Here is a 23,137-nt window from a genome sequence, read left to right as displayed (position 1 = left end):
GGTATCAAGAATGCGACACAGTATAAATAATAGAAAAAATTGGAATTTTGATATGAATCGGGATTGCGCGAATCAGTATTAATCCCTTAGGAGCAGAGAGCGCAATCCGGCGGCTTTGTTTTCGATCTCCTGCCACTCCTGCTCCGGGTCAGAGCCGCTGACAATGCCCGCTCCGGCGTAAAGCCGCAGAGCGTCTTCCTGTACGCGCGCCGAGCGCAGCGCCACGCAGAATTCGCTTTGTTGGGGGGATAAATACCCGGCCGAACCGGCGTACCACTCGCGGTTAAAGGGTTCAACGTGCTGAATAAACTCGCGCGCTGGCTGTCGCGGAAGCCCGGCAACCGCCGCCGTCGGCTGTAGCACGTGCAGGCACAGCTCATCGTCGGCCTGCTTGAGCTCGGTCCAGATACAGCGGCGTAAGTGCTGCACTTTGCGCAGGCGGACGACCTGAGCCGGCAACACCTCCAGCGTCTGCGTATGGTGTTGAAGACGCTGGCAGATATCTTCCACCACCAGCATATTTTCGCGCTGGTTTTTATCGTCATTCAGCAGCCACTCGCCCAGACGCTGCGCCTGTTTATCGTCAGTATGGCTGGCGACGGTGCCCGCCAACGCTTCGGTGCGCAGCAGATTGCCGCGCCGCCGCCAGAGACGCTCGGGCGTGGAGCCGAGAAACGCGTTGCTGGCGTCGAATATCATGCAGAAATGATAGCAGTTTAAATTCAGGGCGCGGCTGGCGGCCATCAGCGCGACGGGGTTAACGCGCTGTTTACACTGCAGGTCGGTTGCTCGGGCGAGAACGACCTTTTCGAAATCACCGCGTGCAATCGTCTCTGTCGCTTTGCCGATAAGGCTAAGCCATTGCGGTTTTTCCGGGTGATGGGTTTCGCGCTCAACCTGCACGGAGAGCGGACGGATCGGTCTGGCGGGAAGCAGTTGCTGTAAGAACGCCCGCGCGGTGTCGGCATCGTCCTCAAGCGAGCTGTCGCTCCACAGCTGCAGACGCAACGTGGCGTTGCCAGCGGTACGTCGCCACAGCAGACGCGGTAAAAAGAGGCTGCCCTGCTCCGGGTTAAACGCGTTCAGGCCGCAGATTCGGGTATCTTCAGGGGCGTGTTGCGCACTTAAAAACTGCGAGGCTAACGCCAGAGAGGAGAATTGGACCGCCGCTCCCAGCGCGGCGAGCTCTTCATCGCCGTTACGCTGTTGCCAGTAAAACTGGGGATAGCACTGCTGCTCGCCCAGCCAGGCGAGGGGATCGAAGGCATCGTTTAACGGGAAAGAGACGTCGAAATGACGCAGGCCGGATGTGGCAGGTAACGCTTGCGAAAGATGGCTACGCAATTGTTCCAGCGCAAGGAAAATCGAATTCACGCGAACCTCTCCCTGTTAAAACCTCATATTATACGGGGTACCATAAGAAATATCAGTACCCACGTATAGGGAGTGGTTAATCGGCTTAACGACGGGCCAGCAGCAGACCCAGCACCAGCCCTACGGCTGCGCCCACCCCAATGCCCTGCCACGGTTTTTCATGGACGTAATCATCGGCACGATAAACCGCTTTTTTGGCGCGGTAGTAGTAGGTATCAGACGCATGGCTGACGCGGTTTTTAACGTCGTGGAGCGCCTGCTCGGCACGGGCTTTCAGCTCGATATACTTCTGATCGGCAGGGTCGCCCGAGGAACGTAACACCTCTTCCAGCGTTTCGCTCAGTAAGGTCAGGTCGTCGTCGATACGGGTATCCCAGGATTGAAATGACATATTTTTCTCCATGTTAGTACACCAGTGTGCTAACTATAGACAACGACGCGCCATTACGCCTGTTTCGCTTCCCGCGCCATGCCGATGTGCGGAATACCGTCTTCATCGTAGATGTCGGTGACCGGCATAAAACCGAAATGACCGTAGAAGGATTGCAGGTGCGCCTGCGCGCCCAGGTATAACGCCTTGTCCGGCCACTGTTTCTGGCATGACTCCAGCGTTTTTTCCATCAGCTGATAGCCCAGTTTCTCACCCCGCGCGTTACCGCTGATAATGACGCGGCCTATCACCACGGGCTCGACATCGTCCTCGCTTTTCAGAATCCTCGCATACGCCACCAGCTCGTTATCCTTCCAGCCGAGGATATGGCGGTTTTCGCCAACGAGGTCATCGCCGTCGATGTCCTGATACGGGCACGTCTGTTCAACCACAAACACTTCGCAGCGCAGTTTAAGCAGCGCGTAGAGCGAATGAACGGTGAGCTCACTATGATGTAAATCTAGCCACTGGATCATCTCTTTCTCCTTCCTGGGGTTCATCACGTTATACTAAACCCCTCCCCGTTCGGCAAAGGGCTGATTGCGTTATGGAACTGATTTTTCTGGGTACGTCCGCTGGCGTGCCAACCCGCTCACGAAACGTGACGGCAATTCTGCTGGATCTTAATCACCCCACCCGCGGCGGGCTGTGGCTGTTTGACTGCGGTGAAGGGACGCAGCATCAGCTGCTGCACACCGCGTATCACCCCGGCAAGCTGGATAAAATTTTTATTACTCACCTGCACGGCGACCATCTGTTTGGCCTGCCGGGCCTGCTGTGCAGCCGCTCCATGGCCGGCAACGCCAATCCGCTGACGATTTACGGGCCTGCGGGTGTGCGTGAATTTGTTGAAACCGCGCTGCGCCTGAGCGGGTCGTGGACCGACTATCCGCTGGAGATCGTTGAGATTAGCGAAGGCCTGGTTTTCGATGACGGTGATTATAAGGTGAGCGCGCAGCCGCTGAATCATCCCGTTGAGTGCTATGGCTATCGCATTGAAGCGCATGACAAACCCGGTGCGCTGGACGCCGCCGCGCTGATGGCCGCGGGCGTAAAACCCGGACCGCTGTTCCAGCGCCTGAAGCACGGCGAGACCGTCACGCTGGAGGACGGTCGCGTCATCAACGGTCAGGATTATCTCGCCGCGCCCGAGCCGGGCAAGAAGCTGGCTATCTTTGGCGACACGGCCCCGTGCCCTGCCGCCCTTCAGCTTGCCCGGGACGTTGACGTGATGGTGCACGAAGCCACGCTGGAAACGGCGATGGAAGAGAAAGCCAACGGCCGCGGCCATAGCTCAACGCGTCAGGCGGCGCAGCTTGCCCGCGACGCGGGCGTCGGGAGGCTGATCGTCACTCACGTCAGTTCCCGCTACGACGCGCGGGGGTGTGCAAGCCTGCTGGCAGAGTGCCTGGCGGTGTTCCCGGCGTGCGAGCTGGCCGAAGATTTCGCTAAGGTCAGCGTTTAGCCCTTCATTTTTCTCTCAGAATGCCGATAACGATTAAAAGGTCAGCATTTCTCTCGAGGGTAGAATGGATAATTTCCAGAAAGATATTGATGACAGGGCGAATCTCACCCTGTCGAACCGTTTTGAATTGTTGCTGTTCCGTCTTGGCACCTCTCTGAACGAAAATAAATCCGAGCTGTTTGGCATTAACGTCTTTAAGCTGCGTGAAATTGTGCCGATGCCGGAATTCACAAAACCCGCCGGGATGAAATCACCGCTGATGGGGATGGTGAATATTCGCGATCAGGTGATCCCGGTGATCGATCTGGCCGCCGTGGCGGGCTGTAAGCCTACCACCGGGCTGAACATCCTGCTTATCACCGAATATGCCCGCAGCGTGCAGGCCTTTGCCGTGGAGTCGGTTGAGAACATCATGCGTCTGGACTGGAAGCAGGTGCACGCGGCGGAGACCGCCGTCAGCGGCCGCTATATCACCAGCATTGCCTGCCTGGATGAGAAAACGGATACCAACGATCTGGCGATGGTGCTGGACGTTGAGCAGATCCTGTATGACATCACCCCGGCCAACCACGATCTGCACGCCACCAATCTGAAAACCACCAAGTTCAACATTAAGCCGGGCGCAGTCGCGATTGTGGCGGAAGATTCCAAAGTGGCGCGTTCGATGCTGGAGAAAGGTCTGCAGGCGATGGAGATCCCAGCGCAGCTGCACATCACCGGCAAAGACGCGTGGGAAAAAATTGGCGTTCTGGCCGCGCAGGCGCAGGCTGAGGGCGTGCCGATCACCGATAAGATCGCTCTGGTGCTGACCGACCTCGAAATGCCGGAGATGGACGGATTTACGCTGACGCGCAAAATCAAAACCGACCCGGTTCTGAAGGATATTCCGGTAGTGATCCACTCCTCCCTTTCCGGCAACGCCAACGAAGATCATATTCGCAAGGTGAAGGCGGACGGGTACGTGGCGAAGTTTGAGCTGAACGAGCTGTCGTCGGTGATTGAGGAAGTGCTGGATCGTTCGATGAAGAAGATTGGCGGGCCGTTGATTAGCCGGAAGCAGCTGGCTTAAGTCCTGTGCGGGCTGGTGCCCTCACCCCATCCCTCTCCCACAGGGAGAGGGCGCAAACCATAAAAAACCCGCCGAGGCGGGTTTTTTGTTTTTACATTAATGGCATCGCTCGCTGCACGATATCAATCAGCGGCTGCGGATAGATACCGAAGATCAGCACCAGCAGCGCGGAGATAAGCACCACGATACCACCGGCGCTGTACTGCCAGTTGCCTGGAGCATCGCGGTTGAGCTGCTGAGGGGCGCTCAGGTACAGGCTCACGGCCACACGCAGGTAGTAGTAGAGGCCAATCGCGGAGCCGATAACGACACCGGCAGTCAGCCACCACAGGTGCGCCTGCACACCGACGGCCAGCACGTAGAACTTACCGATAAAGCCCAGCGTCATCGGGATACCCGCCAGAGAGAGCATCATCACGGTCATTACCGCGGACAGAATTGGACGGTGCCAGAACAGACCACGGTAGGAGAACAGTGAATCGGCATCCGGACCACGGTACGGGCTGGACATCAGGCTCACCACGCCGAAGGCGCCGAGGCTGCTGAAAAGGTAACCGGCCAGATACACGCCCACGGCTTCCATCGACATCTCACCGCTCTGCAGCGCAATCAGCGCCACCAGCAGGTAGCCCAGATGAGAGATGGACGAATAGCCCAGCAGACGCTTGATGTTGGTCTGGCTCAGCGCCATCAGGTTACCGAAGATGATGGAGACGAACGCGATGATGCCCAGCACCACGCGAACGGCTTCACTATCCCCCACCGGCGCGTACAGGAACAGACGCATGACCACACCGAAGATAGCGATTTTGCTCGCCGTCGCCAGGAAGGTCGACACCGGAGCAGGCGCCCCCTGGTATACGTCTGGCGTCCACAGGTGGAATGGAACCAGAGAGAGCTTGAAGCCGAGGCCAACGATCATCATGCCCAGACCCGCCAGCAGCAGCGGCTCATGGAGCATGCCGTCGCCGAGGCTCTTGCCGAGCGCCATGAAGGAGAGGTTACCGGACTGTGCGTACAGCAGCGCAATACCAAACAGCAGGAAGGACGACGCGGCAGCAGACAGAATGGTGTACTTGATGCTCGCTTCCAGAGAGCGCTTCTGACGGAAGGCGTAACCAATCAGGCCGAACAGCGGCAGAGAGATCAGCTCAATACCGAGGAACAGCGCGGCCAGATGGTTGGCATTCGCCAGCAGAATGCCGCCCAGCGCGGCAATCAGTACCAGCAGGTAAAACTCTTCTTTGTTGTCGTTGTAGCCTTCGAGCCACGGGTAAGCAAAGGTACAGGTTGCCAGGCTCGCCAGCAGCACCAGCCCGGTATACAGCATGGCGTAACCGTCAACGCGCATCAGCGGCGTGACGTCCATCGCCCCGCCCTGGCCAACAAACCAGAGTGAGACTAACGCGGCATTCAGGCCGATGACCGACAGCGTGGCATTCAGGAAGTGATTGCGTCGCCACGCAATGGAGAGCATCACAACCACCACCGTCAATCCGACGATCAGCAGCGGTAGCAGCGCGATCAGTTGTTGTGGAGTTATTGTCATGGCGAATTACGGCCTTGTAGTAGAAACAGAATTAACAAACCACTGCTGGATATTGCCCATCGCGCTGTGCGAGGTATCCAGAATCGGCTGCGGGAAGAAGCCCAACAGCACCAGCAGTACGACCAGCAGCAGGATGATGAACAGCTCACGCAGCGACATCCCCGGCAGTTCTTGTGCAGCAATTTCGCTCTTCGCTTTACCGAAGTAAGCGCGGTGCAGCATCGCCAGCGAGTACACGGAAGCGAACACCAGACCAAAGGTGGAGATCACGGTAATCACAGGTACCACTTTGAAGCTGCCGAACAGAATCATGAATTCGCCGACGAAGTTACCGGTGCCCGGCATCCCCAGGGTAGCCACCGCGAAGAACATGGAGAGCGCTGGCAGCCATTTAATTTTGCTCCACAGACCACCCATCATACGCATGTCGCGGGTGTGCAGACGTTCATACAGCTGGCCGCACAGGATGAAGAGACCGGCTGCGGACAGACCGTGCGCAATCATCTGGATCACCGCGCCCTGGTACGCCAGCTGGCTGCCGGTGTAGATAGCAATCAGCACGAAGCCCATGTGGGAAACGGAGGTATAAGCAATCAGACGCTTGATGTCGTATTGCGTGAAGGCCATCCAGGCACCGTAGAAGATACCGATCACACCCAGCCACATGGCAATCGGTGCGAACTCCGCGGAGGCATTCGGGAACAGCGGCAGTGCGAAACGCAGCAGACCGTAGGCCGCCGTTTTCAGCAGGATGCCCGCCAGGTCAACGGAACCCGCCGTTGGTGCCTGGGAGTGCGCGTCTGGCAGCCAGCCGTGCAGAGGAACCACCGGCATTTTCACCGCGAAGGCAATGAAGAAGCCCAGCATCAGCAGGTATTCAACGCCGTGTGACATCGGGGTCTTCAGCAGGTCTTCATAGTTGAAAGTCCAGGTGCCGGTTGCGTTGTGATGAACGAACACCAGCGCCAGAATGGCAATCAGCATTACCAGACCGCTCGCCTGGGTATAGATGAAGAACTTGGTTGCCGCCGTGATACGCGTTTTACCGTCGGACGCCTTGTGGCCCCACAGCGCGATCAGGAAGTACATCGGCACCAGCATCATCTCCCAGAAGAAGAAGAACAGGAACATGTCGATGGCAAGGAACACGCCGATCACGCCGCCCAGGATCCACATCAGGTTCAGGTGGAAGAAGCCCTGGTATTTTTCGATTTCTCGCCAGGAGCAGAGTACCGCCAGAACGCCGAGCAGACCGGTCAGCACCACCATCAGCAGCGACAGACCGTCAATCGCCAGGTGGATCGTAATGCCGAAACGCGGGATCCACGGCAGGATGAACTCAGACTGCCACTGCGGAATGCCCGCAGACTGGGTCAGTGAGTAACCGCCCTGCAACCACAGTTGCAGGCCAAGCGCGAGCGTCAATCCCATGGTGATCAGCGCGATCCAGCGCGGCATCTTCACGCCAAAGCGTTCGGTCTGCCAGCACAGGAAGCCGCCGATGAAGGGAATTAATATTAGCCAGGGTAGTAACATGGCGATTTACATTCCTTTTTAAGGCCCCCAGCAGGGGCCTGATTTTCAACGAATTCGAATAAAATTCACTTAACGATCAACGCAATACCATCAGCAGCGCCAGCACCACAACCGCACCGATGCTCATGGATGCCACATACCAGCGCAGGTAACCGTTCTCGCTGTACAGCAGGCCTTTACCTGCAAAGCGGGAGAGGATCGCCGGGATGTTCATCAGGCTGTTCAGCGGGTCGCGCTTCAGCAGCCACGCAACGCCCAGGAACGGCTTAACGAAGATCATGTCGTACAGCCAGTCGAAGCCCCACGCGTTGTACCACCAGGTGCCCAGCAGGCGGCCCGGCGCACTGTTGGCCACGGCAGTGACCAGCGTACGTTTGCCCAGCCACAGCCATGCCGCAATCAGGATACCCGCGATAGCGACCACACCGGAGGTGATTTCAAGCGTCAGAACGCGACCGTGCTCAAGCTCGGTGGTGTCTGGCAGTACGCCCTGCAGCGGTGGCACAATCATCGCGCCAACGAAGGTGGACAGTACCAGCAGCACAATCAGCGGCAGGTGGTGGGTAATCCCCTTCCCTGCGTGAGCGTGAATTTGTTCTTTACCGTGGAATACGATGAAAATCATACGGAAGGTATACAGGGAGGTCATGAACGCACCGACCAGACCCGCAACCATCAGATTGATATGACCATTCGCCATGGCACCCGCAAGGATTTCGTCCTTACTGAAGAAGCCCGCGGTGATCAGCGGCAGTGCCGCCAGCGCCGCGCCGCCCACCAGGAAGCAGACATAGACCAGCGGGATGGACTTACGCAGTCCGCCCATCTTGAAGATGTTCTGCTCGTGATGGCAGGCCAGAATCACCGAACCGGATGAGAGGAACAGCAGCGCTTTGAAGAACGCGTGCGTCATCAGGTGGAAAATGGCCGCGTCCCACGCCTGAACACCCAGCGCCAGGAACATGTAACCAATCTGGCTCATGGTGGAGTACGCGAGAACGCGCTTGATGTCGGTCTGAACCAGCGCGGCAAAGCCTGCCAGCACCAGCGTGACCGCACCGACGATACCCACCAGATGCAGAATTTCCGGGGTCATCAGGAACAGGCCATGGGTACGCGCAATCAGGTAAACACCGGCGGTAACCATGGTCGCGGCGTGGATCAGCGCGGAGACAGGGGTTGGACCCGCCATCGCGTCGGCCAGCCATGTCTGCAGCGGCAGCTGTGCGGATTTACCCACGGCACCACCCAGCAGCATCAACGTTGCCCACCACAGCATGTTATTGCCTGCGGCGAAGTGTGCTGGCGCCAGTTCCACCATTTCGCGGAAGTTCAGCGTGCCCAGTTCGTTGTAGAGAATGAACAGCGCGAACGCGAGGAAGACGTCACCCACGCGGGTCACGACGAACGCTTTCATGGCCGCTGCGCCATTCTTCGGATCGGTATAGTAGAAACCGATCAGCAGGTAAGAGCACAGGCCCACACCTTCCCAGCCCAGATACATCAGCAGCAGGTTATCGGCCAGCACCAGAACGACCATGCTGGCAATAAACAGGTTGGTGTAGGCGAAGAAGCGGGAGTAACCCTCTTCACCGCGCATATACCAGGAGGCAAACATGTGGATCAGGAAGCCGACGCCGGTGACCACGGAGAGCATGGTCAGCGAGAGACCGTCCAGCACCAGGTTGAAACCGATGTTGAAATCACCGACCGACATCCAGGTCCACAGCGGCACGCTGAAAGGCTGTCGTCCGTTGTTAAAGAAGTCGATACCCGCATACGCTGTCACCAGCGCGGCCAGGCCGACAGAGCCCATGCCAACGGTCGCGGACAGATTCTCAGACCAGCGGCCGCGAGAAAACGCCAGCAGCACGAAGCCAATCAGCGGAAAAATAATGGTTAAGGCAAGCATGTTCATCCACGCAACTCACTTACTGAATCGATGTTCAGATTCTGGCGGCGACGATGGAGCTGCAGCAACAGCGCCAGGCCAATACTCGCTTCAGCAGCCGCGAGGCTGATGGCGAGAATGTACATCACCTGACCATCGGTCTGGCCCCAGTAGCTTCCGGCGACCACGAAGGCCAGCGCGGAGGCGTTAATCATGATTTCCAGGCCGATCAGCATAAACAGCAGATTGCGGCGGATAACCAGACCGGTCAGACCCAGAACGAATAAAATCGCAGCGAGGATCAGTCCATGTGTTAAGGGGATCATGCGCGCTCCTCCGTTTTTCTTTTCGCGCGGTCGTCAGTGCGGTTGCTCAGCACCTCGCCAGCACGCTCTTCGCGCCCAACGTGGAAAGCCACAACCAGGCCTGCCAGCAGCAGCATAGAGGCCAGTTCCACCGCCAGAACGTATGGGCCAAAGAGCGTGATACCCACCTCTTTCGCACCAATTGGCGTGCCGTCGATGCCCTGATCGTTGACGCCCAGAATGGCGTAAACGATCACCACCAGCATGATGGCCGACAAAATTGCCGGGCCAATCCACACCTGCGGTTTTAACCACTGACGTTCCTGCTCAATTTCAGAGCCGCCCAGGTTCAGCATCATAACTACGAACACGAACAGCACCATGATGGCCCCGGCGTAAACGATGATCTCCAGCGCACCGGCGAAGTGCGCGCCCAGCGCGAAGAACACCCCGGAAATAGCCAGCAGCGAAATGATTAAGTACAGCAGCGCATGCACCGGATTGGTGTGCGTAATCACTCGCAGCGTAGCCAGGATGGCGATAAGGCCACAGATATAAAAAGCGAATTCCATTGCCCTCTCCTTACGGTAACAGGCTCTTGACGTCGATAGGCTTAGCTTCGTTCTCTGCTTCGCCCTTATCTTTGCCGTCGATTGCCATACCCGCCATCCGGTAGAAGTTATATTCCGGGTATTTGCCCGGACCGGAAATCAGCAGATCCTCTTTCTCGTACACCAGGTCCTGACGCTTGTACTCACCCAACTCGAAGTCTGGAGTCAGCTGAATCGCCGTGGTTGGGCACGCTTCTTCACACAGACCGCAGAAAATGCAGCGTGAGAAGTTGATGCGGAAGAACTCAGGGTACCAGCGGCCGTCTACCGTCTCGGCTTTCTGCAGAGAGATACAGCCGACCGGACACGCTACCGCACACAGGTTACAGGCAACGCAGCGCTCGGAGCCGTCAGGGTCGCGCGTCAGCACGATACGGCCACGGTAGCGCGGCGGCAGATATACCGGCTCTTCCGGGTACATCCGGGTTTCGCGTTTAGCAAACGCGTGCAGGCCGATCATCCAGATACTGCGTACCTGGGTACCGAAACCTACCAGTAATTCTTTTAAGGTCATGGTCTATAGCCCCTTATGGCTGCTGCCAGAGAATGACAGCTGCCGTTACCAACAAGTTGACGAGCGTCAGCGGCAGGCACACTTTCCAGCCGAAGGACATTACCTGGTCATAACGTGGACGCGGTAACGCTGCGCGAATCAAAATGAACATCATCATGAAGAACGCGGTTTTCAGCGCGAACCAGATGAACGGCGGTAAGAACGGGCCATGCCAGCCACCGAAGAACAGCGTTACCATCAACGCAGAAATGGTGACAATACCGATGTACTCGCCCACAAAGAACAGACCGAACTTCATGCCGGAATATTCAATGTGGTAACCGTCGGCCAGTTCCTGTTCGGCTTCCGGCTGGTCAAACGGGTGACGGTGACACACGGCCACGCCCGCGATAGCAAAGGTAATAAACCCAAAGAACTGCGGGATAACGTTCCAGATGTCGGCCTGGTTGTTGACGATGTCGGTCATGTTGAATGAACCGGCCTGCGCCACCACGCCCATCAGGGAGAGCCCCAGGAACACTTCGTAGCTCAGCGTCTGCGCGGAAGCACGCATCGCGCCCAGCAGCGAGTATTTGTTGTTACTGGACCAGCCTGCGAACAGTACCGCGTAAACCGCGAGACCTGCCATCATCAGGAAGAACAGAATGCCGATGTTCAGGTCAGCGACCACCCAGGTCGGGCTGACCGGAACGATAGCAAACGCCAGCAGCAGCGAGGTGAAGGCGATCATCGGTGCCAGAGTAAAGATCACGCGGTCAGAGAAGCGAGGGATCCAGTCCTCTTTAAAGAACATCTTGATCATGTCCGCGACCAGCTGGAGTGAACCACCCCAGCCCACGCGGTTCGGTCCGTAACGGTTCTGGAACAGACCGAGCAGACGACGTTCACCAAAGCTCATGAACGCGCCGCAGGTGACCACCACCAGCAGGATCACAATCGCTTTCAAAATGCTCAGCAGGATGTCGATAAGATCCGGCGTTAACCAACTCATGCTTTTGCCTCCTGCAGATTATCAAGACGCGCACCCGCCAGAACCGGCGCGATGCCAGGCATACCCATCGGCAGACCGACCTGCCCTGCTGTCAGATTTTCAGAAATAATCAGTGGCAGGCTGATGGTCTGGCCGTCATAGCTAAAGGCGATGTTCGCGCCCGCGTTAACGCCAAGCTTCGCGGCATCCGCCGGGTTGAGCTTGATGTAAGGCTGCGGCATACGGGTCTGGAAGACCGGTGAACGCTGGGACAGCTCGTCGCTACCGAACAGGTGGTAGTACGGGGCAATACGCCAGCTACCGTCCTGCGCCTGGAAGCTCGCCGGTACGGTGGTGAAGAAGTCCAGACCGGTTTCGGAAGCTTCAATCAGACGCACGCCCGGATCGCCGTGGCGCAGGGAGCCGCCCACTTCAGCCTGGAACTTGTTCCACGCCTGCGGGGAGTTCCAGCCCGGAGCCCATGCGAACGGGATTTGCGAACGCGGCGCAGACGGCTGGTTGTTCCCTTCCATGGAGAAGGCGAACATGGTGTCTTTATCCTGCGGCTGGCGCGGTTCGTGCACGCTGATGTTGGCACGCATCGCGGTACGGCCGCTGTAGCGGTGCGGTTCACGCGCCAGCTTCTGGCCGCGGATGCGGAAGCTTGCTTCAGGTGCGGCATCTTTAATGCCTGCCAGCTGAGGCAGTTTTTCCACCACCGCGTCGATAACGTGGTCGAGCTGCGTCCAGTCCACTTCACGGCTCTGCACGGTGCTGTGCAGGGAGTGCAGCCAGCGCCAGCTTTCCAGCATCACGGTGTTGCTGTCGTAGTACGCCGGGTCATAAACCTGGAAGAAACGCTGGGCGCGGCCTTCGTTGTTGATAACGGTACCGTCGCTTTCTGCGAAGCTTGCCGCAGAGAGCACCAGGTGCGCTTTGTCCATGATCGCGGTGCGCTGATGGTCAATGACCATCACCAGCGGCGCTTTGGAGAGCGCGGCGTCAACGCGAGCGGCAGATGCGTGGCGGTGCAGATCGTTTTCCAGCACCACCACGGCGTCAGCGGAACCGGATTCCAGTTCGCTTAACGCTTCTTCCAGCGAGCCGCCGCCAATCATGCCCAGACCAATGCTGTTTACCGCACGGGCAATCATGGTCACGCCGACGTCTGCACCGCGGCCTTTCAGGGCTTTGGCAACGTTCGCGGCGGCCTGAATGATTTCAGCGCTACCGGCGTTGGTTCCGGAGATAATCAGCGGTTTCTTCGCACCTGCCAGGGCCTGAACAATCACGTCGACCTTGTTTTGCAGGTCGCGATCCAGCTCAACGGCCGGTGAGCTGTTGTCCAGCGCGTGGGCAATGGCAAAGCCCAGGCGCGCCTGGTCTTCAACCGGCGCGCAGTAGGTCCACGCCGCGATATCGTCCAGACGGGTGTTGTCGACGTTGGTCACAAACAGAGGATGCTTCGCGCGCTGGCCGATGTTGAGGATCGCCGCAATCTGCCAGTCAGCCACTTTCTGCGCCGCTGCCATTTCACGTGCTTTACCCTTCACCGCCTGACGAACCGCCAGAGCCGCGCGGGCGCCGGTTTGCGTCAGGTCTTCACCCAGCACCAGAACCGCATCATAGGATTCAATTTCGCGCAGCGCAGGGGTATGGATACCGCCTTCACGCAGCACTTTCAGTACCAGCTGAAGACGTTCCTGTTCGCCCTGGGCGATACCGGTATAGAAGTTTTCCGCCCCGACCAGCTCGCGCAGCGCGAAGTTGCTTTCGATGCTGGCGCGCGGGGAGCCGATACCGATCACTTTCTTCGACTGGCGCAGAATATCTGCCGCGCCCTGCATCGCCTGTTCAGCGTTCAGGGTAATGAAGTCGTCGCCACGGCGCTGAACCGGCTGACGCGGACGGTCTTTCAGGTTCACATAGCCATAGCCGAAACGACCGCGGTCGCACAGGAAGTAGTGGTTAACGGTGCCGTTGTAACGGTTTTCGATACGACGCAGTTCGCCGTAGCGCTCACCCGGGCTGGTGTTACAGCCGAGGGAACACTGCTGGCAGATGCTTGGCGCAAACTGCATGTCCCATTTACGGTTGTAACGCTCGGAGTGGGTTTTATCCGTGAAGACGCCGGTCGGGCAGATTTCGACCAGGTTACCGGAGAATTCGCTTTCCAGCACGCCGTCTTCCGGACGACCGAAGTAGACGTTGTCATGCGCGCCATACACGCCCAGATCCTGACCGTCTGCATAGTCTTTGTAGTAACGCACGCAGCGATAGCAGGCGATGCAGCGGTTCATTTCGTGAGAGATGAACGGCCCCAAATCCTGGTTACGGTGGGTACGCTTGGTAAAGCGATAGCGACGGAAGCTGTGACCGGTCATCACGGTCATATCCTGAAGGTGGCAGTTACCGCCCTCTTCACAAACAGGACAGTCGTGCGGGTGGTTGGTCATCAACCACTCCACCACGCTTTCGCGGAACTGTTTGGCTTCTTCGTCATCAATCGAAATAAAGGTGCCTTCGGTGGCTGGCGTCATACAGGACATCACCAGGCGACCACGCGTGTCTTCCGCGTTTTGATATTGCTTCACCGCACACTGGCGGCAAGCACCGACGCTGCCCAGCGCCGGATGCCAGCAAAAGTACGGAATATCGAGGCCAAGAGACAGACAAGCTTCCAGCAGGTTGTCCGCCCCGTTGACTTCGTATTCTTTGCCGTCTACATGAATCGTAGCCATTAGCATGCTTCCAGTTGGCTCGGTCGAAACCGAGCGTTAATCAAAATTCTTGTCGTTACCAGCGCGCTTTCAGCAGGTTCGGCTGAATACCATTGATCGAATGGGTATTGCTGAACGGCTGCTTGATGCCTGCTTCGAATTCGTCGCGGAAATATTTAATCGCGCTCTGCAGCGGCTCGACGGCACCCGGTGCGTGGGCGCAGAAGGTTTTACCCGGGCCTAAGAATCGACACAGTTGCTCAAGCGTCTCGATATCGCCAGGCTGGCCTTCGCCACGTTCGATTGCGCGCAGGATCTTCACGCTCCACGGCAGACCATCACGGCACGGTGTACACCAGCCGCAGGACTCACGGGCGAAGAACTCTTCCAGGTTACGCACCAGCGATACCATGCCGATCTCGTGGTCGACGGCCATCGCCAGCGCCGTACCCAGACGGCTGCCTGCTTTACCAATGCTTTCGAATTCCATCGGCAGATCAAGGTGGGCTTCGGTCAGGAAGTCTGTCCCTGCCCCACCCGGCTGCCAGGCTTTGAATTTCAGGCCATCGCGCATGCCGCCAGCGTAGTCTTCAAGAATTTCGCGTGCGGTGGTACCGAACGGCAGTTCCCAGACGCCAGGGTTCTTCACGCGACCGGAGAAGCCCATCAGCTTGGTACCGGCATCTTTGCTTGAGGAGATGCCCTGATACCACTCCACGCCGTTGGCGAGGATAGCCGGGACGTTACACAGGGTTTCGACGTTGTTTACGCAGGTCGGTTTACCCCATACGCCGGAGCTTGCCGGGAACGGTGGCTTGGAACGTGGGTTCGCACGGCGGCCTTCCAGGGAGTTAATCAGCGCAGTTTCTTCACCGCAGATGTAACGCCCGGCACCGGTGTGCACGAACAGTTCGAAGTCAAACCCGGTACCCAGGATGTTTTTACCCAGAAGGCCGGCTTCGGTGGCTTCGGCAATCGCGCGACGCAGGTTTTCTGCCGCTTCGATGTACTCACCGCGCAGGAAGATGTAGCCACGGTACGCTTTCAGCGCAAACGCGGAGATCAGCATGCCTTCCACCAGCAGGTGCGGCAGTTGCTCCATCAGCAGGCGGTCTTTATAGGTGCCTGGCTCCATTTCATCGGCGTTACACAGCAGGTAACGGATGTTCATGGATTCGTCTTTCGGCATCAGGCTCCACTTCAGACCAGTGGAGAAGCCCGCACCGCCGCGGCCTTTCAGGCCGGAATCTTTCACCGCATTAACGATGTCGTCCGGCGCCATGCCGCCGAGGGCTTTACGCGCACCGGCATAGCCGTTTTTGCTCTGGTATTCGTCGAGCCATACCGGCTGTTTGTCATCGCGCAGACGCCAGGTCAGCGGATGCGTCTCAGCAGTACGAATTACAGTTTTCATTTGTACTGCTCCAGCAGGTCAGGAATCGCTTCCGGCGTCAGATGGCTGTGAGTGTCCTCATCAATCATCATGGTCGGCCCCTTGTCGCAGTTACCCAGGCAGCAGGTTGGCAGCAGAGTAAAGCGTCCATCGAACGTGGTCTGGCCCGGCTTGATATTGAGCTTTTTCTCAATCGCAGCCTGAATGCCCTGATAGCCGGTAATGTGGCAGACGACGCTGTCACAGTAGCGGATCACATGGCGGCCTACCGGCTGACGGAAGATCTGGCTGTAGAACGTGGCTACGCCCTCTACGTCACTTGCCGGAATGCCCAGCACTTTTGCGATCTCGTAAATCGCCCCATCCGGCACCCAACCACGCTGTTTCTGTACGATTTTCAGCGCTTCAATGGACGCCGCACGCGGGTCTTCGTAGTGGTGCATCTCGTGCTCAATGGCGGCACGCTCTGCTTCACTCAGCTCAAAAGCCTCGGTTTGTGGTTGTTGATTCTCGTGCATAATTAGCGGTCCACATCTGACATAACAAAATCGATACTACCCAGATACACAATCAGGTCAGAGACCAGACTGCCGCGGATGGCGGACGGGATCTGCTGCAGGTGCGCAAAGCTCGGCGTACGCACGCGGGTACGGTAGCTCATGGTGCTGCCGTCGCTGGTCAGGTAGTAACTGTTAATACCCTTGGTCGCTTCAATCATCTGGAAGGATTCTTGCGCCGGCATGACCGGGCCCCAGGAAACCTGCAGGAAGTGGGTGATCAGGGTTTCGATATGCTGCAGCGTGCGCTCTTTCGGCGGCGGCGTCGTCAGCGGGTGATCCGCCTTGAACGGGCCTTCCGGCATGTTGTTGAGGCACTGCTCAAGGATGCGCAGACTCTGGCGCAGCTCTTCCACTTTCAGCATCACGCGGGTGTAGCAGTCGGAAACACCGCCGCCAACCGGGACTTCAAAGTCGAAGTTCTCGTAGCCAGAGTAAGGACGGGCTTTACGCACGTCGAAATCAATACCGGTCGCACGCAGACCTGCACCTGTGGTACCCCACTCCAGCGCTTCTTTCGCGCCGTAGGCAGCAACGCCCTGGGAACGCCCTTTCAGGATGGTGTTGCGCAGCGCGGCTTTCTCATAGGAGGCCAGACGTTTCGGCATCCAGTCGAGGAATTCACGCAGCAGGCGGTCCCAGCCGCGCGGCAGATCGTGCGCCACACCGCCGATACGGAACCAGGCCGGGTGCATACGGAAGCCGGTAATCGCTTCCACCAAATCGTAGATTTTCTGACGGTCGGTAAAGGCGAAGAAGACCGGGGTCATCGCGCCGACGTCCTGAATGAACGTGGAGATGTACAGCAGGTGGCTGTTAATACGGAACAGTTCAGACAGCATCACGCGAATCACGTTAACGCGATCCGGTACGGTGATGCCTGCCAGTTTCTCAACGGCCAGCACGTATGGCATTTCGTTTACGCAGCCGCCGAGGTACTCGATACGGTCGGTATACGGAATGTAGCTGTGCCAGGACTGACGCTCGCCCATCTTCTCAGCACCGCGGTGGTGGTAGCCGATGTCAGGGACGCAGTCGACAATCTCTTCGCCATCAAGCTGAAGAATAATACGGAATGCACCGTGCGCAGACGGGTGGTTCGGACCGAGGTTGAGGAACATGAAGTCCTCGTTTTCAGTACCGCGCTTCATGCCCCAGTCTTCCGGCTTGAAGGTCAGCGCTTCCATCTCCAGATCCTGCTTGGCTTTGGTCAGCTCAAACGGATCGAATTCGGTCGCACGTGCCGGGTAGTCTTTACGCAGCGGGTGGCCGGTCCAGGTCTGCGGCATCATGATGCGCGTCAGGTGCGGGTGGCCGTCGAAGGTCATGCCGAACATTTCCCAGGTTTCACGCTCATACCAGTTAGCGTTCGGGAAAAGTTTGGTGATCGTCGGCAGATGCATGTCGTTTTCAGACAATGCCACCTTGAGCATGATATCCGTGTTGCGGTCTATTGAGATCAGGTGGTAGAAAACGGAAAAATCCGCAGCAGGGAGACCCTGGCGGTGCGTTCTCAGACGTTCGTCCATGCCGTGTAAGTCAAACAGCATGACGTAAGGTTTTGGCAATTTCTTGAGGAAATCGACAACTTCCAGCAATTGTTCACGCTTCACCCAAACAACGGGTACCCCGGTGCGGGTCGCCTGAACGGTAAAGGCATCCGGCCCAAAACGGTTGCGCAGTTCGCCAATAACGGGGTCATCAAGATGATCCCGGGTCTGCCAGGCGGCTTCTTGCGCGGTTAAGTCGGTCATATTGTTCACCATTGCAAATGGTCCGTGGTGACTGTTAAGCCTGGCTTCGCGCTATTTGAGTAGTGATATGCGAAGGTTTTCTCCAGGCCTACAGGCGCAAATTAAATTTCGTCAGGCGTACGCAGGTTGGTGACGGCAATACGTTCACCACGTTTACGCTCGCGCTCGGACTGCATGTTCGCGCGATAGACACCCTGATCGCCAACAACCCATGAGAGTGGGCGACGTTCTTTACCGATAGACTCCTGCAGCAGCATCAGCGCCTGCATATAGGCTTCTGGGCGCGGCGGGCAGCCCGGGATGTAAACATCCACCGGAATGAACTTATCAACGCCCTGCACAACGGAATAAATGTCGTACATACCGCCGGAGTTTGCACATGCGCCCATGGAAATAACCCATTTTGGCTCCAGCATCTGGTCATACAGACGCTGAATAACAGGTGCCATTTTGGTAAAGCAGGTACCGGCCACCACCATCAGGTCAGCCTGACGTGGGGAAGCACGCAGTACCTCGGCCCCAAAACGCGCAACGTCATGCACCGCAGTGAATGACGTCACCATTTCAACGTAGCAGCAAGAAAGGCCAAAGTTGTATGGCCAGATGGAGTTCTTACGACCCCAGTTGACCATATCGTGCATGGCATGTTCGAGTTTGCCCATATACACGCTTTTATTGACTTCTTGCTCCAGGGGGTCGGTTACGATCTCCTGTTTTTGCAGGGGGTAACGGTCATTCTCACCGTTAGGATCTATGCGGGTGAGCGTATAATCCATCTTATTGCCTCGCTGTTACTGCTGACGATTAGAGATACTGTTTTCCGGGTTGATGTGTTCACGACGTGAACGCGCAGGCGTCCAGTCAAGCGCGCCAATACGCACCAGATAAACCAGACCGGCCAGTAGCACTAAAATGAAAATTGCGGCCTCGACAAAGCCCACCCAACCACTTTCGCGAATGGAGGTCGACCATGCGAACAGGTAGAGCGCTTCCACGTCAAAGATGACGAAGAACATCGCTACCAGATAGAACTTGGCAGACAGGCGTAAGCGAGCGGAACCTACTGAATCAATACCTGATTCGAAAGGTGTGTTTTTGTGCCTTGCACGGGCGCGACCGCCCAGGAACCAGCCGCCGACTAACATCAGGCAGCACAGGCCAATGGCTACAATAAGAAAGATTGCGAATGCCCAGTGATGAGCGATGACTTCTGTGGATGTTGACATACTCATTGCTTACTCATCAAAAGTGATACCGACGACACTGCTCTTGCTGGCAGATGGGCATCACATCGATTCATGGGGAGGAACAAATAACCTTACACTAACTGTCTGAAATGAGACGTAGACAGCAAAATGATGGGGTTTTTTACTCCTTTCTATAACCTATTGTCAACTTTAACAAAGGTTTCTTCACATTAAATTACATCGAGCGATTCTCATTAACATTTGGTGCCCTTTAACCCTGGTGGTTACCTGACTTTTCGTCAAATGCATGTTGTTGAATCGTGTCCGTTTTGGAAGTAAAAAAAATAACCCTCCTATTTTGACAGGATTTGCCAACGATTCCTCCCCCCAAATAGGAGTATTTTCTTGATCTGAGACACGCTTTTGTTAATTCACCCAAAAAACCGGCAACATATTTGCTGCTTTTTTAACATCAAGGGGTTATGGATGAAGTTAGAACGGAAAGTGAACAAGATTTAAGCAGAAGCATTTATTCCCTTGATATGTATGTTTTATTTATGAAAACCCTGTAACGAAAGAGGATAATAATGGCAAAAAAAAGCCACTGCGTGCGAAAACGGCACGAGTGGCTTTTTTTTACACTTACAATTTGTTACCAGAATTTTGAGCTTTTGATCACTCAAAGTCACCTTCAACGATCAGGGAATCATCCCCCCCTTCGGAGGTAACATGCTCGAACTGCCATGGGTTATGGTAATTTTCCATCGCCTCAAACACCACCTTCGCCAGCTCGTTATGACTGGACGCGTTATGGCAAAGCAGATACTCGGTATCCGGCAGCGCTGGGAGACCATCAGATTTACCGAGAACGCGCAGATCGGGGCTCATCATCTCTACCGGACGGGCCGTTACGCCAAGACCCGCTTTCACGGCGGCACGCACCGCAGGCAGCGTGGACGCTACATAGGCCAGACGCCACGGAATGTTGGCTTCATTTAACGCCGTAAGCACCATATCCCGGAAAGGACTCGGATCGTCCAGTAAAACCAGCGGTACGGGTTCCCCTTTTTGCAACACGTATTCCGCTGCGCAATACCAGTGCGTTGGCGATGTGCGCAAGGTCAGACAATCAAACTGTCCGGGACGATGCGTCGTGACCACCAGGTCGACCTTGTTCTCATTTAACATCTCAACCATAAAGGCATTACGCTTTACGCTCACATCCAGCGCAAGCTTCGGATAAACCGAGCTAATTCGGTTGAGAAGAAACGGCAATATTGTATCCGCTGACTCATCAGATGCCCCTAAGGTTAACACCCCCTGAAGGTTGCTAAACATTAATGACATACATGCTTCATCATTAAAGCGAAGAATTTTCCTGGCATAACCCAGTAGCTGAATACCGTGTTCCGTTAAGAGCTTATTACGCCCGTGACGGGCAAAAAGCTCTTTCCCAACCAGTTGCTCCAGCCGCTGCATTTGCTGGCTAACGGCGGACTGAGTTCGGCAGACGGCGGCAGCAGCTGCTGCAAAAGTGTTGAGATCGGCGACCGCAACAAACGTTCTCAGCAGATCGAGGTCGAGATTCATTATCGGACGATTTGCATTTATCATATCTATTCACTTTCAGGTTGCTCGTGCGGAGCTGCCCGGGTTGAAGCTGTGTGTAACAGTTAAGCAATTCCTTCTGAAGGTTTTCCCTCGCATCCCGGCCCGGCAGACTGCCTGACAGATAGTTATTGTGCTGCTTTATATCAACAGTCAGAAAGCACGTTTCATGACGTTATTTTTATTCTCTTAAACGTTCAGGATATTTAGATGTTCGCAGGGTTATGTAAATTACATTAAAGGCGTAACACTTTTTCTGCCATCTTTTTCGCAGCGCTGTCAACGTAGCAGGAGATGTTTGACACATTCCAGCCAGAGATAACTCCAACAATAACAATCAATTAAATCGGAAAATCAGTTTCAAAAATGCAAAACCACTGCATCTTTCTACTGCTTTCCGTATAGACATCTTAACCCAAATCCACTTTATTTATAAGTCTTATTGCAATATTCGGGATTAAAGAGGTTTGTTAAGCTTCTAAACTAATTTTATTAGAATTAACTAAAGTTGCATTTTGTTGGTTAATAATAAATAAATTTTAATTTAGATTATGGTCATTCATTAATAACACTTAACATTAATTTCACATGATTAACTTTTAGCCGCTCCGGGCTATTACTGCAAGATGCCTTCAACACTCAGGTTTTACGAAATGTCACCCAGCGTAACTTCTGCTTGTTGTCTGCGCGTTTTTTATTTTTCATCAGTACAATATACATAATTCACATAAATTCACAGCACAATAAACCTTTATTTATGGTTTGTACATTACGTTAAGGCAGTGAAAGCGTCAGTCAATAGTTAAAAAGATTCATCACAATTTCGCTATGAGCACAAAATCTTCTTCTGCACACCCTTCAAAACGAAGCGTGGGGGGAGTACATTATTCCGTGCTGACTTCCACGGCAGGGAGTGGCAATAATAGCGAAAAGGTTAAAGGTTCATGTCCCCTATCGAAAAATCCAGCAAGCTAGATAACGTCTGTTATGACATCCGTGGCCCGGTTCTGAAAGAGGCAAAACGCCTTGAAGAAGAAGGCAACAAGGTTCTGAAGCTCAACATCGGCAACCCCGCGCCATTTGGTTTTGAAGCGCCGGATGAAATTCTGGTTGATGTGATCCGCAACCTGCCTACGGCACAAGGCTATTGTGACTCAAAGGGACTTTACTCCGCCCGTAAAGCCATTATGCAGCACTACCAGGCGCGCGGTATGCGTGACGTTACCGTCGAAGATATCTATATCGGCAACGGCGTCTCCGAACTTATCGTTCAGGCCATGCAGGCGCTGCTGAACAGCGGTGACGAAATGCTGGTTCCCGCGCCGGACTATCCGCTGTGGACCGCTGCCGTATCGCTCTCCAGCGGTAAAGCGGTACATTATCTTTGCGACGAATCCTCTGACTGGTTCCCGGATCTGGATGACATTCGCGCGAAAATCACGCCTCGCACGCGTGGGATTGTGATCATCAACCCGAACAACCCGACGGGCGCGGTCTATTCAAAAGAGCTGCTGATGGAAATCGTGGAGATCGCCCGCCAGCACAACCTGATCATCTTCGCTGACGAAATCTACGACAAGATCCTGTACGACGCGGCGCAGCACCACTCTATCGCCGCGCTGGCACCCGACCTGCTGACCGTCACCTTTAACGGACTGTCTAAAACCTACCGCGTGGCCGGTTTCCGTCAGGGCTGGATGGTGCTGAACGGCCCGAAAAAGCACGCAAAAGGCTATATTGAAGGGCTTGAGATGCTGGCGTCGATGCGTCTTTGCGCCAACGTGCCTGCGCAGCACGCGATCCAGACGGCGCTGGGCGGCTACCAGAGCATCAGCGAGTTTATCGTCCCTGGCGGTCGCCTGTACGAACAGCGTAACCGCGCATGGGAACTGATCAACGATATCCCGGGCGTCTCCTGCGTGAAGCCGAACGGGGCGCTGTATATGTTCCCGAAAATTGACGCGAAGCGCTTCAATATCCACGACGATCAGAAAATGGTGCTCGATTTCCTGTTGCAGGAAAAAGTGCTGCTGGTTCAGGGGACGGCGTTTAACTGGCCGTGGCCGGACCACGTGCGTATCGTGACCCTGCCACGTGAAGACGATCTCGAAATGGCCATCAGCCGCTTCGGGCGATTCCTCTCTGGATACCATCAGTAATCTTAAAATCAGGCTACTTCGGTAGCCTGATTTGCATCTTCCCTC

The 23,137-nt window shown here is 55.8% G+C and carries 20 protein-coding genes; 3 read left to right on the top strand and 17 right to left on the bottom strand.

Features of this window, described 5'->3' with window-relative positions:
* Positions 1-78: 78 nt before the first annotated feature.
* The 3 genes from menF to IM265_RS16545 form a co-directional block, all read right to left on the bottom strand.
* On the bottom strand, positions 79-1,374 hold the full coding sequence (menF, locus tag IM265_RS16555) for an isochorismate synthase MenF (RefSeq protein WP_193030436.1): 1,296 nt from the start codon (positions 1,372-1,374) through the stop codon (positions 79-81).
* Positions 1,375-1,459: 85 nt separating this feature from the next.
* Entirely contained in the window at positions 1,460-1,765 is a 306-nt protein-coding gene (gene elaB / locus IM265_RS16550) for a stress response protein ElaB (protein WP_028013924.1), read from the bottom strand.
* Between the two features lie 53 nt (positions 1,766-1,818).
* Entirely contained in the window at positions 1,819-2,280 is a 462-nt protein-coding gene (locus IM265_RS16545) for a GNAT family N-acetyltransferase (protein ID WP_193030433.1), read from the bottom strand.
* 71 nt (positions 2,281-2,351) lie between these two features.
* On the opposite strand from IM265_RS16545, the gene rbn reads away from it, so the two are divergent.
* Both rbn and IM265_RS16535 read left to right on the top strand, forming a co-directional pair.
* Positions 2,352-3,269 carry a ribonuclease BN gene (gene rbn, locus IM265_RS16540; protein WP_193030431.1) on the top strand — a complete coding sequence of 306 codons (918 nt, stop codon included), beginning with the start codon at positions 2,352-2,354 and terminating at the stop codon, positions 3,267-3,269.
* A gap of 64 nt (positions 3,270-3,333) precedes the next feature.
* On the top strand, positions 3,334-4,338 hold the full coding sequence (locus IM265_RS16535) for a chemotaxis protein (protein WP_028013927.1): 1,005 nt from the start codon (positions 3,334-3,336) through the stop codon (positions 4,336-4,338).
* Between the two features lie 91 nt (positions 4,339-4,429).
* On the opposite strand, the gene nuoN is transcribed toward IM265_RS16535, so the two are convergent.
* The 14 genes from nuoN to lrhA form a co-directional block, all read right to left on the bottom strand.
* A complete protein-coding gene (gene nuoN, locus IM265_RS16530) occupies positions 4,430-5,887 on the bottom strand; it encodes an NADH-quinone oxidoreductase subunit NuoN (RefSeq protein WP_028013929.1) in 1,458 nt (485 codons plus the stop codon).
* Between the two features lie 6 nt (positions 5,888-5,893).
* Positions 5,894-7,423 (bottom strand): NADH-quinone oxidoreductase subunit M, encoded by a 1,530-nt coding sequence (gene nuoM / locus IM265_RS16525; RefSeq protein WP_008500214.1) that lies wholly within the window; start codon positions 7,421-7,423, stop codon positions 5,894-5,896.
* 76 nt (positions 7,424-7,499) lie between these two features.
* Complete coding sequence (gene nuoL / locus IM265_RS16520; protein ID WP_045629894.1) at positions 7,500-9,341, bottom strand: NADH-quinone oxidoreductase subunit L; 1,842 nt, start codon at positions 9,339-9,341, stop codon at positions 7,500-7,502.
* On the bottom strand, positions 9,338-9,640 hold the full coding sequence (gene nuoK / locus IM265_RS16515) for an NADH-quinone oxidoreductase subunit NuoK (RefSeq protein ID WP_003861496.1): 303 nt from the start codon (positions 9,638-9,640) through the stop codon (positions 9,338-9,340). The genes nuoL and nuoK overlap by 4 nt, the downstream gene beginning before the upstream one ends.
* Positions 9,637-10,191: an NADH-quinone oxidoreductase subunit J gene (gene nuoJ, locus IM265_RS16510; protein ID WP_008500212.1), complete on the bottom strand. Its 555-nt coding sequence runs from the start codon at positions 10,189-10,191 to the stop codon at positions 9,637-9,639. The genes nuoK and nuoJ overlap by 4 nt, the downstream gene beginning before the upstream one ends.
* A gap of 10 nt (positions 10,192-10,201) precedes the next feature.
* Positions 10,202-10,744: an NADH-quinone oxidoreductase subunit NuoI gene (nuoI, locus tag IM265_RS16505; RefSeq protein ID WP_003861491.1), complete on the bottom strand. Its 543-nt coding sequence runs from the start codon at positions 10,742-10,744 to the stop codon at positions 10,202-10,204.
* A 13-nt stretch (positions 10,745-10,757) separates the two neighbouring features.
* A complete protein-coding gene (gene nuoH, locus IM265_RS16500) occupies positions 10,758-11,735 on the bottom strand; it encodes an NADH-quinone oxidoreductase subunit NuoH (protein WP_008500211.1) in 978 nt (325 codons plus the stop codon).
* Positions 11,732-14,455, bottom strand: a complete 2,724-nt coding sequence (gene nuoG, locus IM265_RS16495; protein ID WP_045629895.1) for an NADH-quinone oxidoreductase subunit NuoG — start codon at positions 14,453-14,455, stop codon at positions 11,732-11,734. The genes nuoH and nuoG overlap by 4 nt, the downstream gene beginning before the upstream one ends.
* Before the next feature lie 55 nt (positions 14,456-14,510).
* Positions 14,511-15,848, bottom strand: coding sequence for an NADH-quinone oxidoreductase subunit NuoF (gene nuoF, locus IM265_RS16490; RefSeq protein ID WP_006811381.1), 1,338 nt, complete (start codon positions 15,846-15,848; stop codon positions 14,511-14,513).
* The gene (gene nuoE / locus IM265_RS16485) at positions 15,845-16,345 is read right to left on the bottom strand and encodes an NADH-quinone oxidoreductase subunit NuoE (protein ID WP_006176513.1); all 501 of its coding nucleotides are present in this window, start codon (positions 16,343-16,345) and stop codon (positions 15,845-15,847) included. Before nuoE ends, nuoF begins: the two co-directional genes overlap by 4 nt.
* Positions 16,346-16,347: 2 nt before the next feature.
* Complete coding sequence (gene nuoC, locus IM265_RS16480; RefSeq protein WP_028013933.1) at positions 16,348-18,150, bottom strand: NADH-quinone oxidoreductase subunit C/D; 1,803 nt, start codon at positions 18,148-18,150, stop codon at positions 16,348-16,350.
* Positions 18,151-18,239: 89 nt separating this feature from the next.
* Positions 18,240-18,914 (bottom strand): NADH-quinone oxidoreductase subunit NuoB, encoded by a 675-nt coding sequence (gene nuoB, locus IM265_RS16475; RefSeq protein WP_003861482.1) that lies wholly within the window; start codon positions 18,912-18,914, stop codon positions 18,240-18,242.
* A 15-nt stretch (positions 18,915-18,929) separates the two neighbouring features.
* On the bottom strand, positions 18,930-19,370 hold the full coding sequence (nuoA, locus tag IM265_RS16470) for an NADH-quinone oxidoreductase subunit NuoA (protein WP_014171000.1): 441 nt from the start codon (positions 19,368-19,370) through the stop codon (positions 18,930-18,932).
* Between the two features lie 630 nt (positions 19,371-20,000).
* The gene (gene lrhA, locus IM265_RS16465; RefSeq protein ID WP_028013934.1) at positions 20,001-20,939 is read right to left on the bottom strand and encodes a transcriptional regulator LrhA; all 939 of its coding nucleotides are present in this window, start codon (positions 20,937-20,939) and stop codon (positions 20,001-20,003) included.
* A 938-nt stretch (positions 20,940-21,877) separates the two neighbouring features.
* On the opposite strand from lrhA, the gene alaA reads away from it, so the two are divergent.
* Entirely contained in the window at positions 21,878-23,092 is a 1,215-nt protein-coding gene (gene alaA / locus IM265_RS16460) for an alanine transaminase AlaA (RefSeq protein ID WP_003861471.1), read from the top strand.
* Positions 23,093-23,137 lie beyond the last annotated feature (45 nt).

Source organism: Enterobacter cloacae complex sp. P17RS, from assembly GCF_014895885.1.
Lineage (GTDB): Bacteria > Pseudomonadota > Gammaproteobacteria > Enterobacterales > Enterobacteriaceae > Enterobacter > Enterobacter bugandensis.
Note: the sequence above shows the minus strand (reverse complement) of the source record. Positions and strands in the feature narration are given on the sequence as shown.

Coding starts and splice junctions, on each gene's coding strand:
- elaB (WP_028013924.1), bottom strand. CDS start 1,765: ATGTCATTTCAATCCTGGGATACCCGTATCGACGACGACCTGACCTTA.
- IM265_RS16545 (WP_193030433.1), bottom strand. CDS start 2,280: ATGATCCAGTGGCTAGATTTACATCATAGTGAGCTCACCGTTCATTCG.
- rbn (WP_193030431.1), top strand. CDS start 2,352: ATGGAACTGATTTTTCTGGGTACGTCCGCTGGCGTGCCAACCCGCTCA.
- IM265_RS16535 (WP_028013927.1), top strand. CDS start 3,334: ATGGATAATTTCCAGAAAGATATTGATGACAGGGCGAATCTCACCCTG.
- nuoN (WP_028013929.1), bottom strand. CDS start 5,887: ATGACAATAACTCCACAACAACTGATCGCGCTGCTACCGCTGCTGATC.
- nuoM (WP_008500214.1), bottom strand. CDS start 7,423: ATGTTACTACCCTGGCTAATATTAATTCCCTTCATCGGCGGCTTCCTG.
- nuoL (WP_045629894.1), bottom strand. CDS start 9,341: ATGAACATGCTTGCCTTAACCATTATTTTTCCGCTGATTGGCTTCGTG.
- nuoK (WP_003861496.1), bottom strand. CDS start 9,640: ATGATCCCCTTAACACATGGACTGATCCTCGCTGCGATTTTATTCGTT.
- nuoJ (WP_008500212.1), bottom strand. CDS start 10,191: ATGGAATTCGCTTTTTATATCTGTGGCCTTATCGCCATCCTGGCTACG.
- nuoI (WP_003861491.1), bottom strand. CDS start 10,744: ATGACCTTAAAAGAATTACTGGTAGGTTTCGGTACCCAGGTACGCAGT.
- nuoH (WP_008500211.1), bottom strand. CDS start 11,735: ATGAGTTGGTTAACGCCGGATCTTATCGACATCCTGCTGAGCATTTTG.
- nuoG (WP_045629895.1), bottom strand. CDS start 14,455: ATGGCTACGATTCATGTAGACGGCAAAGAATACGAAGTCAACGGGGCG.
- nuoF (WP_006811381.1), bottom strand. CDS start 15,848: ATGAAAACTGTAATTCGTACTGCTGAGACGCATCCGCTGACCTGGCGT.
- nuoE (WP_006176513.1), bottom strand. CDS start 16,345: ATGCACGAGAATCAACAACCACAAACCGAGGCTTTTGAGCTGAGTGAA.
- nuoC (WP_028013933.1), bottom strand. CDS start 18,150: ATGGTGAACAATATGACCGACTTAACCGCGCAAGAAGCCGCCTGGCAG.
- nuoB (WP_003861482.1), bottom strand. CDS start 18,914: ATGGATTATACGCTCACCCGCATAGATCCTAACGGTGAGAATGACCGT.
- nuoA (WP_014171000.1), bottom strand. CDS start 19,370: ATGAGTATGTCAACATCCACAGAAGTCATCGCTCATCACTGGGCATTC.
- lrhA (WP_028013934.1), bottom strand. CDS start 20,939: ATGATAAATGCAAATCGTCCGATAATGAATCTCGACCTCGATCTGCTG.
- alaA (WP_003861471.1), top strand. CDS start 21,878: ATGTCCCCTATCGAAAAATCCAGCAAGCTAGATAACGTCTGTTATGAC.